General features: G+C 67.3%; 16 protein-coding genes, 2 tRNA genes and 1 pseudogene. 10 read left to right on the forward strand and 9 right to left on the reverse strand.

What is annotated here, in order from left to right; all coding sequences use genetic code 11:
- A pseudogene (locus tag ACP7AB_RS01695) lies at positions 1-139 on the forward strand (integrase core domain-containing protein); the annotation flags it as partial.
- 143 nt (positions 140-282) lie between these two features.
- Here the strand turns inward: ACP7AB_RS01695 and ACP7AB_RS01700 are convergent.
- Entirely contained in the window at positions 283-639 is a 357-nt protein-coding gene (locus tag ACP7AB_RS01700; protein WP_425987168.1) for a hypothetical protein, read from the reverse strand.
- Positions 640-777: 138 nt separating this feature from the next.
- Here ACP7AB_RS01700 and yaaA point away from each other — a divergent pair, with 138 nt between their 5' ends.
- The 3 genes from yaaA to ACP7AB_RS01715 all read left to right on the forward strand — a co-directional run bounded on the left by yaaA (position 778) and on the right by ACP7AB_RS01715 (position 3,606).
- On the forward strand, positions 778-1,551 hold the full coding sequence (gene yaaA, locus ACP7AB_RS01705) for a peroxide stress protein YaaA (protein ID WP_425987169.1): 774 nt from the start codon (positions 778-780) through the stop codon (positions 1,549-1,551).
- 108 nt (positions 1,552-1,659) lie between these two features.
- Positions 1,660-2,508: a 3-hydroxybutyrate dehydrogenase gene (locus ACP7AB_RS01710; protein WP_303695930.1), complete on the forward strand. Its 849-nt coding sequence runs from the start codon at positions 1,660-1,662 to the stop codon at positions 2,506-2,508.
- Positions 2,509-2,526: 18 nt separating this feature from the next.
- Positions 2,527-3,606 (forward strand): patatin-like phospholipase family protein, encoded by a 1,080-nt coding sequence (locus tag ACP7AB_RS01715; protein WP_425987170.1) that lies wholly within the window; start codon positions 2,527-2,529, stop codon positions 3,604-3,606.
- Here ACP7AB_RS01715 and ACP7AB_RS01720 read toward each other — a convergent pair.
- The 3 genes from ACP7AB_RS01720 to ACP7AB_RS01730 are packed head-to-tail and all read right to left on the reverse strand — an operon-like array spanning position 3,603 to position 5,633.
- The gene (locus tag ACP7AB_RS01720; protein ID WP_425987171.1) at positions 3,603-4,580 is read right to left on the reverse strand and encodes an L-threonylcarbamoyladenylate synthase; all 978 of its coding nucleotides are present in this window, start codon (positions 4,578-4,580) and stop codon (positions 3,603-3,605) included. The genes ACP7AB_RS01715 and ACP7AB_RS01720 overlap by 4 nt on opposite strands.
- Positions 4,514-5,080 (reverse strand): YceI family protein, encoded by a 567-nt coding sequence (locus tag ACP7AB_RS01725; RefSeq protein WP_425987172.1) that lies wholly within the window; start codon positions 5,078-5,080, stop codon positions 4,514-4,516. Before ACP7AB_RS01725 ends, ACP7AB_RS01720 begins: the two co-directional genes overlap by 67 nt.
- A 1-nt stretch (position 5,081) precedes the next feature.
- Positions 5,082-5,633 carry a cytochrome b gene (locus ACP7AB_RS01730; protein WP_425987173.1) on the reverse strand — a complete coding sequence of 184 codons (552 nt, stop codon included), beginning with the start codon at positions 5,631-5,633 and terminating at the stop codon, positions 5,082-5,084.
- A 154-nt stretch (positions 5,634-5,787) separates the two neighbouring features.
- Here ACP7AB_RS01730 and ACP7AB_RS01735 point away from each other — a divergent pair, with 154 nt between their 5' ends.
- Positions 5,788-7,572, forward strand: a complete 1,785-nt coding sequence (locus ACP7AB_RS01735; RefSeq protein WP_425987174.1) for an acyl-CoA dehydrogenase — start codon at positions 5,788-5,790, stop codon at positions 7,570-7,572.
- Positions 7,573-8,032: 460 nt separating this feature from the next.
- On the opposite strand, the gene ACP7AB_RS01740 is transcribed toward ACP7AB_RS01735, so the two are convergent.
- Entirely contained in the window at positions 8,033-8,824 is a 792-nt protein-coding gene (locus tag ACP7AB_RS01740; protein ID WP_425987175.1) for a trypsin-like serine peptidase, read from the reverse strand.
- Between the two features lie 88 nt (positions 8,825-8,912).
- On the opposite strand from ACP7AB_RS01740, the gene ACP7AB_RS01745 reads away from it, so the two are divergent.
- Together ACP7AB_RS01745 and ACP7AB_RS01750 are read left to right on the forward strand one after the other, a co-directional pair.
- A complete protein-coding gene (locus ACP7AB_RS01745) occupies positions 8,913-11,129 on the forward strand; it encodes a S9 family peptidase (protein ID WP_425987176.1) in 2,217 nt (738 codons plus the stop codon).
- Positions 11,126-11,674 carry a GNAT family N-acetyltransferase gene (locus ACP7AB_RS01750; protein ID WP_425987177.1) on the forward strand — a complete coding sequence of 183 codons (549 nt, stop codon included), beginning with the start codon at positions 11,126-11,128 and terminating at the stop codon, positions 11,672-11,674. Before ACP7AB_RS01745 ends, ACP7AB_RS01750 begins: the two co-directional genes overlap by 4 nt.
- Here ACP7AB_RS01750 and ACP7AB_RS01755 read toward each other — a convergent pair whose 3' ends face one another.
- Positions 11,675-12,130, reverse strand: a complete 456-nt coding sequence (locus ACP7AB_RS01755; RefSeq protein ID WP_425987178.1) for a response regulator — start codon at positions 12,128-12,130, stop codon at positions 11,675-11,677.
- 133 nt (positions 12,131-12,263) lie between these two features.
- Between ACP7AB_RS01755 and ACP7AB_RS01760 the strand changes: the two genes are divergently transcribed.
- Entirely contained in the window at positions 12,264-12,866 is a 603-nt protein-coding gene (locus ACP7AB_RS01760; RefSeq protein WP_425987179.1) for a sensor histidine kinase, read from the forward strand.
- 47 nt (positions 12,867-12,913) lie between these two features.
- On the opposite strand, the gene ACP7AB_RS01765 is transcribed toward ACP7AB_RS01760, so the two are convergent.
- Positions 12,914-12,987, reverse strand: a tRNA-Gln gene (locus ACP7AB_RS01765).
- 155 nt (positions 12,988-13,142) lie between these two features.
- On the opposite strand from ACP7AB_RS01765, the gene ACP7AB_RS01770 reads away from it, so the two are divergent.
- A tRNA-Pro gene (locus ACP7AB_RS01770) sits at positions 13,143-13,219 on the forward strand.
- Positions 13,220-13,251: 32 nt separating this feature from the next.
- On the opposite strand, the gene ACP7AB_RS01775 is transcribed toward ACP7AB_RS01770, so the two are convergent.
- Positions 13,252-13,374, reverse strand: coding sequence for a hypothetical protein (locus ACP7AB_RS01775; RefSeq protein ID WP_425987180.1), 123 nt, complete (start codon positions 13,372-13,374; stop codon positions 13,252-13,254).
- A gap of 48 nt (positions 13,375-13,422) precedes the next feature.
- Positions 13,423-14,436, reverse strand: a complete 1,014-nt coding sequence (gene ilvC / locus ACP7AB_RS01780; RefSeq protein WP_426046081.1) for a ketol-acid reductoisomerase — start codon at positions 14,434-14,436, stop codon at positions 13,423-13,425.
- On the opposite strand from ilvC, the gene ACP7AB_RS01785 reads away from it, so the two are divergent.
- Complete coding sequence (locus tag ACP7AB_RS01785) at positions 14,435-14,977, forward strand: DUF924 family protein (protein WP_426046082.1); 543 nt, start codon at positions 14,435-14,437, stop codon at positions 14,975-14,977. The two genes, ilvC and ACP7AB_RS01785, sit on opposite strands and share 2 nt — an antisense overlap.
- The last annotated feature ends 70 nt before the right edge of the window (positions 14,978-15,047 follow it).

The following is a 15,047-nucleotide window of genomic DNA, read 5'->3' on the forward strand; positions in this document are numbered from 1 at the left end:
GGCCGTCTGCGCGACGAGCTGCTGAACGAGACGCTGTTCCGCTCGCTGCCTCACGCCCGCGCCGTCCTCGAAACCTGGCGGCGCGACTACAACGAAACCCGGCCGCACTCGAAGCTCGGCTGGCTGACGCCCGAGGCCTACGCCGAGGCGCTCACCGGACACATCGGCCGGCCTGCTGCGCTGGTTGATGGCTGCGCAGACCGGCCTCTTGCCACCCCAGCCAATCACGGCTCAGATCACCAAAGGACTCTCGTTATGGCTGGATGAGAAACGGGGGTCACGTCAGTTCGCACGGCTCATCCGACGAGAAGTATACTCGTGTCCTCTATCCCAGTCCAAAACGGTTCGGATCGAGCCCCGCAATTCTTTGGGGATGCTGCTGAAATCAATCTGGGCAGCAGCGAAGAGCGCTTTGAGATTGTGTGTATATAGGTCCGGTCGGGCGTCCTTGGACGGCCAACCGTTCAGGCGTTCCCGCTTGATGATGTAGGCCTTCAAAGCGAACTCAACAGCGAAACCAGAAGCCAACCAGGCTTCTCTGCACGCTAGTCGATCATCAACAACTGCGCGCGCAACTGCCCGCTTGCTCTCCACAAGCTGAAGGAAGGCATCAGCGCTGAGCGGTTCGTTCGCGTCCAAGCGGATCGCATATCCCTGTTACACTCTCGCTGGAAGATTGAATTCGCTGCGCACACGCAATCAGCGAGCGTCGAGCACTCTTCAAACCGTCGCCGAACACGCCTAAACCCCGCGGCTGACGAACGGAGCGCCCTGCCCTTGTTGATCGTGCTTTCTCCCGCCAAGCGGCTGGATTTCACCGAACCCTCGCATGACGTCCCCGCGACGCATCGGCGCTTCATCGACGACACAGCGACACTTTCGAGGACCGCGCGCAACCAGAGCCAGGCCGATTTACGCCGTCTGATGGGCATCTCCGCCGATCTCGCCAAGCTCAATCAGGCCCGGTTCAAGGCCTTCGAGCCCGACGCGCTCGACGCCGGCATCCAGGCCGCCTTCGCCTTCGACGGCGACGTCTATCAGGGACTCGACGCCCGGACGCTCGACAAGGCTGGCCTCGCCTTCGCCCAGGATCGTCTGCGCATCCTGTCGGGCCTCTACGGCCTGCTGCGTCCGCTGGATCGCATCCAGCCCTATCGCCTCGAGATGGGCGCCCGGCTGAAGACCCGGCGCGGGTCCAGTCTCTACGACTTCTGGGGTGACCGGATCTCGAAACAGCTCAACGCGGACGCCGAAGGCCAATCCGATCCCAGACTGGTCAACCTCGCCAGCCAGGAATATTTCGGCGCGGTCGACGCAAGAGCCCTGAAACTGCCTGTCGTCACCCCGCATTTCCGCGAGGAAAAGGATGGCGAAAGCCGCATCATCTCCTTCTTCGCCAAGAAGGCCCGGGGGACCATGGCGCGGTTCGCCATCGACGAGCGGATCGAAACCGCCGGCGATCTGAAGGCGTTCGATCGCGACGGCTATCGCTTCCAGAAGGCCGCCTCGACCGAGACCGACTGGATATTCACCAGGCAGGGAAATTCCTGAGACCGGGTCGCCTTCGCAGTCGCGAAAGGTTAGAGTCCCGGCAAACCAGAGACCCCCGACGCGTCCGAACGACGCGGACAAGGGCAAGAGACGAGAGTGAACGACCCCATGTTCCAATGGCCCGGCAAGAAGGACGGCTCGGAGACCGAGCGCCCCGTCTATCGTGATCCCAACGACCTCAAGGGCCAGGTGGCCGTCATCTCGGGCTCGACGTCAGGCATCGGCCTGGCCCTCGCCCGGGCGGTCGCCTCGCGCGGCGGCGACGTCGTCCTCAACGGTCTGGGCGACCCGTCGGAGATCGAGCGCACGCGCGCCGAGATGGAGGCCAGTTGCGGCGTCCGGGTCCGCTATCACGCCGCCGACATGCTGAAGGGCGATGAGGTCGCCGACATGGTCGCCTATGCCAGGCATCAGCTCGGCCGACTCGACATCCTGGTCAACAACGCCGGCATCCAGCACGTCGAGGCGGTCGAGAAATTCCCGTCCGACCAGTGGGAGAAGATCATTGCGATCAACCTCTCCTCGACTTTCTACGCCACCCGCGCCGCCATCCCGATCATGAAGGCGCAGGGCCGCGGCCGGATCGTCAACATCGCCTCGGCCCACGGCCTGGTCGCCTCGCCGTTCAAGTCCGCCTATGTCGCCGCCAAGCATGGCGTCCTCGGCTTCACCAAGACCGTGGCTCTGGAGCTGGCGCAGGACAACATCACCTGCAACGCCATCTGCCCCGGCTTCGTCGAGACGCCGATCGTCGAGAAGCAGATCGCCGATCAGGCCCGCACGCGCGGGATCTCTAAGGATCAGGTCCTGAAGGACGTGATCCTCGCCGCCCAGCCGACCAAGCGGTTCGTCACGACCGACGAACTGGCCGGTCTCTTCCTCTATCTGGTCTCGGACCTGGGAGCCTCCGCGAACGGGGCGAGTTTCTCCATCGACGGCGGCTGGACCGCTCAATAGCAACCCTGCCGGGGAACGATGGCGCTCTTCAAACGCAAGTCGACCCCGGCGCCTGCAGCGCCTGATCCGCCCGTCAGCGGTCGCCGCCCCATCTGCCTGGCGCTTCAGGGCGGGGGCGCGCACGGTGCCTTCCAGTGGGGCGTGCTCGACCGGTTGCTCGAAGCCGACGTGGTCGACATCCGGGCCGTCACCGCCTCCTCGGCCGGCGCCATGAACGGCGCGGCCCTGGTCTCCGGCCTGGCCACCGGCGGTCCCGACGGAGCCCGCGAGGCGCTGGACAAACTGTGGCGCGAGACGAACCAGTCGGGCGGCAAGAACGTCTTCGGCGACACCTCGATCTGGTCCAATGCCCTGCAACCGACCTGGCTGAAGGACTCGCCCCTGTGGCGCGCGTCAGAGACCCTGGCGATGTCGATGTCGCCCTATGAATTCAATCCCTTCAATCATAATCCTCTCAAGCGGGTTCTGCAGGCCACGATCGATTTCGAGGCCGTCCGTAAGTCGGAGGTGAAGTTCTTCGTCGCCGCCACGGCGGTTCGCCACGCCAAGTCGCGGGTCTTCACCTCGACCGAGATCACCGATCAAGTGTTGCTCGCCTCCGCCTGTTTGCCGCACCTGTTCCAGGCCGTGCAGATCGACGGTGAGCCCTATTGGGACGGCGGCTACCTCGCCAACCCGCCGCTCTGGCCCCTGTTCTACCAGGACACGCCGGACGACGTCCTGCTGATCACCCTCAACGCCTTCGAGCGCGCCGATGCGCCCAAGGCCGCCGGCGACATCATGGACCGGCTGAACGAGGTCGTCTTCAACGCGCCTCTGGTCGCCGAACTACGCGCCGTCGCCTTCGTCCAGGAACTGATCGAGGACGGCCGCCTGACCCCCTCCGCCCGCGAGCAGTATCGCCACATCCTGATGCACGCCATCGAGGCCGACGGCTGGCTGGGCGACCTGTCGCTGGGATCCAAGTTCAACACCGAATGGACCTTCCTCAACGACCTCAAGACGCGCGGGCGCGCGGCGGCGGAGGAATGGCTGGACAGTTGCTTCGGAGATGTGGGGGTGCGGTCGAGCGTCGATCTGCAGGCGCGGTTCGGCTAGCCGACGAAGCCGGCGGCGCGCGCCAATCGATCATTGATGGCCTCGCCCAGGCCCGCCATCGGCACGGGCGCCACGGCGATCGCCGCGGGGCCTTCCCGATCGGCCTCACGCAACAGCCGGAACAGGTTCGCCGCCGCCTCGCGCAGGTCGCCGGACGGGCTCAGACTCCAGCGCTCGACGCCCGATCCCGGCCCGAAGCCGAGCAGAATCTCCCCGGCCTCAGCCCTCGTCGCCTCCAGCCGCACCGGCGACACAGGCGCATAGTGGCGCGTCAGCCGCCCCGGCGACCGATGCCTCTCGCCCGCCCCGTCCAGCGGACCGACCAGGGCCTCGATCTCCTCGCGCGTCACCGACCCCGGCCGCAACAGAGAGACCCGCCCGTCCAGCACCGAAACGACCGTGCTCTCGACCCCGACCGCGCAAGGCCCCCCGTCCAGCGCCGCGCTCGCGAAGGCGCCCGTCTCTTCCATGGCATCGGCGAAGGTCGTCGGACTGGGCCGCCCGGACCGGTTGGCCGAGGGCGCCACCACGGGACCGCCGAACGCGTCCAGCACCGCCCGCGCCCTGGCGTGGCCGGGGACCCGCACCGCGATACTGTCCAGCCCTGCGCGAGCCAGATCGCTGACAGCCGTCATATCCCGGCACGGGGCCACGATCGTCAGCGGCCCGGGCCAGAAGGCCGCCGCCAGACGCCGCGCCGCATCGTCGAAGACGGCGATCCGCTCGGCTGCTACGGCATCAGACACATGCGAAATCAGGGGATTGAAGCGAGGCCTTTCCTTGGCCTCGAAGATCTTCGCGACCGCCCCGGCGTTCCCGGCATCCGCCGCCAGACCATAGACGGTCTCGGTCGGCAGGATCAGCAGCTCACCGGCCTTCAGCGCCGCGACGGCGCCCTCGACGCCGCTCAGCCGACCGGGCGCGTCGCCAGGGACACGTCCACCCTCACCTGACGTCCGATCAGTCCGTTCCACGGTCCACGCGTTCCAATGCCGAAGGCCGCCCGATCCAGCGAGAAGCCGCCGGTCATCTGCGCCGTCCGCCCTTCGCTGCGCAAGGTCGCGGGGAAGGTCACGGACCGGGTGACGCCCTTGACCGTGATGTCCGCACGGGCCGTGAAGCGCTGGCCGCCCGCCGGTTCCAGCCCGGTCAGGCGAAAGGCGATGCGGGGATAGCGGCCGCTGTCGAGAAAGCCTGCACCGGCCGCCGTGGACGTCAGGCGGCCGTCATCCATTCTCAGCGACGCCGCCTCGACCTCGATGGCGACCTGCGCCGTCTCCGGGGCGTCGGGATCGAAACGGATATCGCCCGTCCAGCGCATGAACCGCCCGGTCCGCGCGCCGACCGGGGTCCCGACCCGCATGGTGATGGCCGAATCACCCGGGACAACGGCCCAGCGCTCGAAATCGGCCCGGCTCGCGCCCGTCGCCAGACAGGCCGCCCCGATCAGCAGTGCGATCAGGGCAAGGCGCATCTCAGGGCCGCCGGCGAATCAGGGGGATCATCCGGTGCAGGACATTGTCGCGATCGACGAAATGATGCTTCAGCGCCGCCAGCACATGCAGGGCGAGCAAGACGTACAGCACCTTAACCCCGGCCTCGTGCAGGCCCATGAGGGTCCCGGCCATATCGCGGCTCCGTTCGACGGGCAGCAGCGGCCAGTTGAACAGCCCGAACCAGGGGATGTCCCGTCCGCCGGCGCTCGCCGCCGCCCAGCCGAACATCGGAATCCCGATCAGCAGCACATAGAAAAGCACATGCGTCGCCTTGGCTGCGAACTTCTGCCAGTCCGGTGTGCCAGGCGGCATGGGCAGGGCCGGGTTGGCTATTCGCCAGCCGATTCGCGCCAAAGTCAGGACCAGGACGGTCAGGCCCAGAGCCTTGTGGATCTGAACGAACTCACGCGAGATCGGCCCGTCGGTCGCCTCCTTCGCCGTGATCAGCAGCACCTGGCACAGGACCAGCAGCGCCAGTCCCCAGTGGAAGACCAGCGACACGATCGAATATCGGTTTCTCGGCTCGGCCATGCATCTTCCCACGTCGCGTCGGCGGCAGCTTGCCGCAAGGGACGGCGCAGGCCAAGCGGTCCCTTGCCTGACGCGACGGCATCGTCGCAAGAAGGTCTGACGCACGAGGTGACTTGTGTAACAAGACGCTTCAGCCCGACCGGAGACCTCCGCCATGCCCTATCGCGCCCCCGTTCGGGATCTCGCCTTCAGCCTGACCGCCATCGCCGGCATCGACCAGGTCGCCGCCACCGGCGCCTTCCCGGACTATGACGCCGACGTTCTGGGCGCCGTGCTGGAGGCCGCCGGCCAGTTCTCCGAAGGCGTGCTGGCGCCGCTGAACCGCATCGGCGATCAAAAGGGTTCGACCTACGCCAACGGCTCGGTCACCGCCGCGCCCGGTTTCGCCGACGCCTATCGCCAGTTTGCCGAAGGCGGCTGGACCGGTCTGACGGCCTCGGCCGAGGCGGGCGGCCAGGCCCTGCCCAAGGCGCTGGAGCTGGCGGCCTACGAGACGATCCAGTCGGCCAATATGGCTTTCGCCCTGTGCCCCATGCTGTCTCTGGCCGCGATCGAGGCGCTGGAACAGGTCGGCACCGAGCACCAGAAAACAACCTACCTGCCCAAGCTTGTCTCCGGCGAATGGACCGGCGCCATGGTCCTGACCGAGCCGGGCGCAGGCTCGGACCTCGGCGCCCTGACGGCGACCGCGACGCCGAACGGCGACGGGACCTACGCCCTCAACGGCCAGAAGATCTACATCACTTGGGGCGACCACGACGCGACACCGAACATCGTCCATCTGGTCCTCGCCCGCCTGCCCGACGCCCCTCCCGGCCCCAAGGGCATCAGCCTGTTCCTGGCGTCGAAGTTCGAGGTCAAGGCCGACGGTTCGCTGGGCGCTCGCAACGATTTTCGCCCTGTCGGGATCGAGCACAAGCTGGGCATTCACGCCTCCCCGACCTGCGTCATGAGCTACGAGGGCGCCCGGGCCGAGCTCGTCGGTCAGCCGAACCAGGGCCTGGCCCACATGTTCGTCATGATGAACAACGCTCGCCTCGCGGTCGGCGTCCAGGGCGTCGGCGTCGCCGAGGGGGCTTACCAGCACGCCCTGGCCTATGCGCTGGACCGGCGTCAGGGCCGCTCGATCTGGACCGGAGAGGCCAACGCCCCGATCATCGACCACCCCGATATCCGTCGCACGCTCGCGGTCATGAAGGCGAAGATCGAGGCCGCCCGCGCCATCTGTTTCGCCACCGGGGTCGCCGCCGACATGGCCCAGCACGCCGCCACCGAAGACGAGCGCAGGGCCTGGAAGGGCCGTGAGGACCTGTTGGTGCCGATCGCCAAGGCCTGGGGCACCGACGTCGGCTGCGACGTGGCCTCGGACGGAATCCAGATCCACGGCGGCATGGGCTTCATCGAGGAGACCGGCGCCGCCCAGTACTACCGCGACGCCCGCATCACCCCGATCTACGAGGGCACCAACGGCATCCAGGCGATAGACCTTGTCGGCCGCAAACTGTCCCAGGACGGCGGCGCATCGGCCAAGGCTGTCATCACCGAGATGAGGGCGACGCTGAAGGCCCTCGGCGCGATCTACACCGGCAAGCCCGTCGAGCGGTTCGCCGCCGCCATCGGCGCGGTCGAGGACGCGACCCTGTGGCTCCTGGACGCCAAGGCCGATGCGGCGCGCGGCGCCGACGTACTCGCCGCCGCCGACGCCTATCTGAAGCTGCTCGGCGACGTCATCGGCGGCTGGATGCTGGCCAAGGGGGCCCTGGCGGCCAGGGCTCGCCTCGACGCCCACGACGGCGATCCGGCCTGGCTGCAGGGCAAGATCGATCTCTACGAGGTCTATGCCGCCAACATCCTCGGCCACGCCTCCAGCCGCCTCGCGGCCATCGGTCAGGGCGGAGACCTTCTGTCGCGGATGACCCGGGAAGCGCTGGGGGCTTAGCGGCTCCTGTTACGTCGCCAGGTTCGAGATTCAGCAAGGCGCCCTTCGCTTTTCCGTGCACCCCGGCGAAGGCCGGGGTCCAGATCACAGACCCAGGCGGCTGGAATTTGGCGCTCATCTTCGTGCCGAGAGTCGGAGTGCGCCATCTGGACCCCGGCCTTCGCCGGGGTGCATGGTGATAAAGTCAGCACCGTTGAATGTAGAGCAGCGCTTAGCGAAAGAAGGTAAGAGGCATTTATTCCTCACGGCCTCTTGCGCGGCAGGAGAGCCACACTCACCTCCTCACGGAGGTCTTTGAAATCGTCGGATCAGGTCAGGGCGTTGGACTCACATTGGACTCGAGTCCAATCAGGACATCGTTCCAACACCCTGAACACACTCGAAAGTCACTGCCCGTTGGACTCTTTGGACTCTGTTTTTCAGGAGTCCAATCCAGCCCGGCCGGAGCGTCGTCCGGAGCCTATCTGTCCAGCAGCGCGATCGCCTCGCGGACATAGACGGCGTGGGTCACCACCCCGATCTCCAGCTGTTCGTCGTTGACCCTCACCTCCTGGCTCAGCAGGCCGGCGATGAAGGCCGTATCCGGCTCCGTCGTGCCGGGACGCTTCCGCGCGCTCGGGGTCCAGAAGACCGGCCCCCCGGAGTTGCCGGGGAAGACGTTGAAATCCAGCAGGAAGGTCGGAAACGCGCTGACCGGCGAGAGAGGATACGACGCGATCCGCCCGACCCTCAGGATCGGAAAACCGGCCCGGTTGGCCGACAGTCCGCGCGGAAAGCCCAGCGACAACAGCTCATCGCCCGGCCCTACCTGCCAGGCGTCGAAGGCATTCTCGTCCGCCAGCCAGCCCAGGGGGATCGCCGCCCGGGCGAAGGCTTCCGGGGCCTGCACCTCCATCACGGCCACATCGCGATCCGGATGCTGGGTCCACAGCGGCTGCCCCTCTGCGTCGCGGATCGTCAGGGGCTCGGGGTCAAAACGCCACGTCCCGTCGCCCAGCGCCGTGCGCCAGCCGATCCGCGCCTCGGCCTCGTTCATGGTCTCCAGCACGTGCGCCGCGGTGACCAGAACGACGCGCGGCGTCCCGTCGGGCCTCGGTGCCTGGATCAGAAACCCGGTGCCCACGGTCCGCGTGGTCGGTCCCGACGGCTGGTCCAGCTGCACCGTCGCGTCGATCAGACCGACCGTCAGATCCCAGACAGGGCCGACGATCGGCGGGGGCGCGTCGTCCTGGGCGGGCGGGATCTCGATCATGGGCAACCTTTGTGGACAGACGCTGCATTTGACGGCGTGCATGCCGGTCGCACAAGCTGCGCCACTGACTTACAGGGGAGCGACCACGATGAACCGCCGCGAATTCGTCGCCACGACCGCCGCCTCGGCGCTCGCCGCCGCCTCCCCCGCCCTCGCCCGTTCCCCCGGAGCCCAGATGTCGCCTACGCCCCCCGTCGCCCGGAAAATTCCCGTCGTCATCGAACAGTTGGGGCGCACACGCACCGACAACTATCAGTGGATGAAGGATGACAACTGGCAGGCCGTCCTGCGCGACCCGACCCTGATCAAGGCCGATGTCAAGGAACACCTGGAGGCCGAGAACGCCTATCGCGAGGCCATGCTGGCCTCGACCCTCCCGCTGCAGGCGCAGCTGTTCGAGGAGATGAAGGGCCGCATCAAGGAGGATGATTCGTCCGTCCCCTCGCCCGACGGCCCGTGGGAGTATTTCACCGAATACCGCACCGGCGACCAGCACCCCCGCTATATGCGCGTCGAGCGCCAGGGGACCTGGATCGCCGACGGTCGACAGGTGACGAAGACCTTCATCGTCGCCCCGACGCCTGAACTGCTGCTGGACTGCAACCTGCTGGCCGAGGGCAAGGCCTATTCGGAGGTCTCGGCCGTCGAGCACAGCCCCGACCACACCCTGTTCGCCTGGGCCGAGGACGCCCAGGGGTCGGAGGTCCACCACATCTACACCCGCGACCTGGCGACCGGCGAGCTCCTGCCCGACCCGATCCCGTCGGCGACCGGCAACTTCACCTTCTCGCCCTGCTCCTGCTGGATCTTCTGGACCAACCGCGACGACAACGGCCGCCCGGACAAGATCTTCCGCCGCCCCTCCCGCGGCGGCGAAACGACCCTGGTCTACGAGGAAGCCGATGACGGCATGTTCATGGGCGTCGAACGCACCTCGGACGACGCCTTCATCGTCATCTCGATCCAGAATCAGGAGACGTCGGAGGCCCGCTACATCTCCGGCCAGCGGCCGACCAACCTGCCCGTCATCCTGGCCGAGCGCGAGGTCGCCGTCCGCTACGACGTCGATCACTGGCAGGACCGCTGGGTCATCCGCACCAATGCCGACGACGCCATCGACTTCAAGATTGTCCAGACCCCGACCGAAAGGCCCGCCCGCGCCAGCTGGGAGGACCTGGTCCCCCACACGCCCGGCCGCTTCATCGAGGGCGTCGCCCTGGTGAAGAGCTTCCTCGCCCGCCAGGAACGCGCCGACGCCAACACGAAGATCGTCATCCGCAGCCGCGCGGGCGACGAGCACGAGATCGCCGTCGACGAACCCGCCTACGCCCTGTCGCTGGCGGGGGCGTCGGAGTTCGAAACCACGACGATGCGCTACGGCTACAACTCGCCGTCCACCCCGACCTCGACCTACGACTACGACCTCGCCACCCGTGAGCGGACCTTGCGCAAGGTCCAGGAAGTCCCTTCGGGCCACGACCCGGCGGACTATGTCGTCGAGCGGCTGAACGCCCCTGCGTCGGACGGCAAGCTGGTGCCGGTCACTGTTTTGCGTCGTCGTTCGACGCCCGTCGACGGGTCCGCACCCCTGCTGCTCTACGGCTACGGCTCCTACGGCATCCCGATGTCGGCCAGCTTCTCGACCGGAAGGCTGTCGCTGGTCGATCGCGGCTGGATCTACGCCATCGCCCACATCCGGGGCGGCTCGGACAAGGGCTGGGGCTGGTTCCTGGACGGGCGCAAATTCAAGAAGAAGAACACCTTCACCGACTTCACGGCCGCCGCCGACCATCTGATCAGCCGCGACTACGCCCGCGCCGGGAACATCGTGGCGCAAGGGGGGTCCGCAGGCGGCCTGCTGATGGGGGCGGTGACCAACATGAGGCCCGAGCTCTGGGCCGGGGTCATCGGCCAGGTGCCGTTCGTGGACGTGATCAACACCATGTCGGACGTCAGCCTGCCCCTGACGCCGCCGGAATGGCCCGAGTGGGGCAATCCGATCGAGGACGTCGAGGCTTACGACTACATCGCCAGCTACAGCCCCTATGACAACGTCGAGGCCAGGGCCTATCCGGCGATCCTGGCCACGGGGGGCCTGTCCGACCCCCGCGTGACCTACTGGGAGCCCGAGAAGTGGGTCGCCAGGCTGCGGCCCGCGACGACCTCGGGCAAGCCGGTCCTGCTCAAGATCAACATGGAGGCCGGCCACGGCGGAGCCTCCGGCCGTTTCGACTATCTGAAGGAGGTCGCCCACGACTATGCCTTCGCGGTCTGGGCGATCCAGCGGGGGTGGGAGGCCGCGTGATCCGGGAGGCGACACCCGATGACCTCCCCGCCATCACGGCCCTCTATGGCCGCGAGGTTCTGACCGGCACGGCGACGTTCGAGCTGGAGCCGCCCTCGCTGGCCGAGATGACCGACCGTTTCGCGGCCGTCCGCGCCAGGGGTCTGCCGTGGTTCGTGGCCGAGATCGACGGCGCCTTCGCCGGCTATGCCTACGCCTCGCCGTTCCGGCCGCGTCCCGCCTATCGCTACGGCGTCGAGGGCTCGGTCTATGTCGAGGAGACCGCGCGCGGCCACGGCGTCGGCCGCGCCCTGCTGGCCGCCCTGATCGATCGGGCCCGCGAGCTGGGCCTCAGACACATCATCGGCGCCATCAGCGACAGCGCCACCAGCCAGGCGTCCATCGCCCTTCACCAACACCTCGGTTTCATCCGTGCCGGGACCTACCATCAGGTCGGCTGGAAGTTCGATCGCTGGCTGGACGTCCACCTGATGCAGCTCGATCTGGATCCGACCGGCGCCCCGCCCGCGGCTCCGGGCGTCGACCTGACCGGAGGTCTCGCCTGATCAGTGCGGGGCGATGTCCGCCGGCGGCGTGGTCAGCCACGGCGCCAGCCGGAACCGCCTCGGCGGAGCGTCCACCTTCCGGGTCAGGATAAAACGCTGCGCGAAGGCCACCACGGCGCGGATCGTCTGCTCGTCGAACGGCTTGGACACCGCGCCCAGCGCGCCCGCGAATCCGTCGGGAATCTGTTCCGGGTTGGCGGTCAGGAAGATCACGGCCATGCCGTAGTCGCTCACCAGTCGATGCGCGATCTGCGGCCCGGTCATCCCGTCCAGCAGGTTGACATCCACCAGGGCCAGCCTGGGCCGCTCGCGCTCGGCGATCTCGAAGGCGCCTTTGCGATCCATGGCGCAACCGACCACGTGGAACCCGGCGTCGCCGAGCACGAGTTCCAATTCCATCGCGAGGATGGCCTGATCCTCCACGATCATGACCCGCAGGTCAGACGTCTGCTGCAATCTACTCACCAAAGCGCACTGCCGACGGTCGTAAAGCTTACTGTGTCGGTTACCGCACAATCCAAACGCGCGCTTGGACGGTTGGTTCACCGTGCGGTACCAGAATCTCTAAGTTGCACGCCTTGGGGGGCGAATGGCCGCCGACGCGGAACTGACAATCGCCGAGATCGATCCGCCGCTGCCTGGCGGCTATCCGCTGCTCCAGGCGCTGGTCGGCATCCGGCTGCGCAGCGTCCGGGATTCCGAGAGCCCGCGCCATCTGACCTGGCTCAGCGACATCGTCGCCGCCATGGGTCTGATCAATCGCCGCGTGGTGGAGGGCGGATCGGTCGATTTCGCCGCCTACCTGGATGACGCGGCAGGCTTCTGGCGGCGGGCCTGCGAGACTCGCGGCGTGCGCATCGATCTGCGCGCCGCCCCGACCGCCCTGCCGGAAAACCACGCCCTGCCCCTGGCCATCATCGTGCACGAGTTGATGTCCAACGCCGTGCGCCACACCTTCCCGGACGACCGGCGGGGCTCCATCGCCATCGCCTGTTCCCGCGCCTCCGACGGCGTCAGCCTGGCGGTTCGCGACTCGGGGATCGGCGCGGATGACCTCGCAAAGGGAGACGGCCTGGCGCTGGTGGAGGGGCTGGTCGCCCATCTGGGCGGCGCCATGGTCATCGAATCCGCGGCCGGAGCCGGTGTCGGCCTCCGCGTGCGCCTGCCGATACGGCCCGACACGACGCACTGACACCCGCCCCAGAGGGCGTGGTCATGGCTGGACTGCCTGGAAGGCCGTGGCTGGGGAACAAGGACTCGAACCTTGAATGACGGTACCAAAAACCGGAGTGTTACCATTACACCATTCCCCAGCAGGACCGGTGCGCCCGAGGGCCTAGGCCCGAGGGAGGCGGTCGAATACGCCAAGGCTGCCGGGGATGCAACACCCGGTTTCCGGACTATTTTGCAATGCCCCGGAAGGCGCTTGCAGGCTCCGAAACCCCTCGCTATAAGCCCGCCTCCAAGTCGGAGTGTGGCTCAGTCTGGTAGAGCACTGCCTTCGGGAGGCAGGGGTCGGAGGTTCGAATCCTCTCACTCCGACCATCTTTCCAGCGGTTCCCGCCCGCCCGTCCCATTCAGTCCGGTTCGACATCGACGTTGACGTCGCGGACCCGGTGCGGGACATCCAGCGGCTGGAAGGCCAGGGCCACAAGGCCGCACAGCAACGCCATCACCACAAGTCCGATCAGGATTTCCATCGCGATTCTTCCTGAGAGGGAAACGCGAGGCCGCGCCGGCGGTTGCGGTCAGCCCGCCCTGGCCGCCATGTCGTTCAGATCCCTCCCCACAGATTCGATGGTGCGTTCTCCCAGCGCCTTCCTCCGCGCCAGAAGTTCGGGCGAGCCGGCGTCGTAGTCGGCCATCAGCCGCTTCACGAACGACCCGTCGCGCACATCGGCCAGCACCCCGTCCATCGCCGTCCGCGACGCTTCCCCGATCACGCGAGGGCCGGTCAGATAGGCGCCGTACTCGGCGGTGTTGGAGATCTTGGCGAAGGCCCCGGCGATGCCGCGTTCGTACATCAGGTCCGTGACCAGCTTGACCTCGTAGAAGCATTCGAACCACGCCACCTCCGGCGGATAGCCGGCATCGACCAGCTTCATGAAGGCCGCGTCGATGAGCTCGCCGACGCCGCCGCACAGCACCACCTGTTCGCCGAACAGGTCGCTCTCGCATTCAGCGGCGAAGGTGGTCTCCAGAATGCCCTTGCGGCCGCAGCCCAGAGCCGCCGCATAGGACAGGCCCAGGGCGTGGGCTCCGCCGGTCGCGTCCTGATGGACACCGAACAGGCAGAAGACTCCCTCCCCGGCTTCGTAGAGATCGCGGATGCGCGGTCCGATGCCCTTGGGCGAATCCAGGATGACGTCGAGGTCGGCGCGCGGCGTCACCAGCCCGAACCGCACCGACAGGCCGTGGGCGAAGATCAGGGCCGCGCCCGGCCGGATGCTCGGCTCGATCTCATCGCGCCAGAGATCGCGATGCGCCTCGTCCGAGACCATGACGGCGATGACGTCGGCGCCCGCCGTCGCCTCGCTGGCGGTCAGGACATGGAAGCCGTCGGACTCTGCCTTCGCCCGCGTCGTCGAACCGGCCTTCAGCCCCACGACGATGTTGGCGACGCCGCTGTCGCGCAGGTTCAGGGCGTGGGTCCGCCCCTGGCTGCCGTAGCCGATGATCGCCACCCGCTTGCCGCGGATGATCGACAGGTCGCAGTCGCGGTCGTGGAAGACGGGAAGCGGATTGGGTACAAGCTGGCTCATGACCGTCCTCATAACGCCTTTCTCCGTCGTCGCCTTCTGGAAAGAAGCGGGTCCGCAGAAGTGGTACGCCAAGGGCGAGGCCTTCGACCGCGCGTTCCGCGACGCCGCTCTCGACCTGCACTGGGCCGCCGCCCGGCGGGAACTGGATGACTGGATCGAGACGGCCGAAGGGGCGCTGGCTCTCATGGTCCTGCTCGATCAGTATCCCCGGAACTCTTACCGCGGCACGGCGCACCAGTTCGCCACCGACAGCCTGGGGCTGATGTACGCGAAACGGGCCTGGGAGCGCGGCTACCCCCGGACGTTCGAGCCGGATCTGCGCCAGTTCTTCGTCACCCCGTTCGAGCATTCCGAGGACCTGGCCGAACAGGACGCCGCCCTGCCCTTGTGCGCCGACATGCCCGAGGTGCTGAAGTACGCCCACATCCACCGGGACATCATCATTCGCTTCGGCCGCTTCCCGCACCGCAACCGGGCGCTGGGCCGCGAGACGACGGCGGAGGAACAGGCCTTTCTGGATCAGGGCGGGTTCGGAGGCTGAACCGCCGAACTGGACTCGAAAAAACGGAGTCCAAAGAGTCCAACTTCTCAGTTTGTGTGAGCGATATTGT

Origin of the sequence: Brevundimonas sp. TWP3-1-2b1 (genome assembly GCF_049896165.1) — a bacterium.
Classification (GTDB): Bacteria; Pseudomonadota; Alphaproteobacteria; order Caulobacterales; family Caulobacteraceae; genus Brevundimonas; species Brevundimonas subvibrioides_B.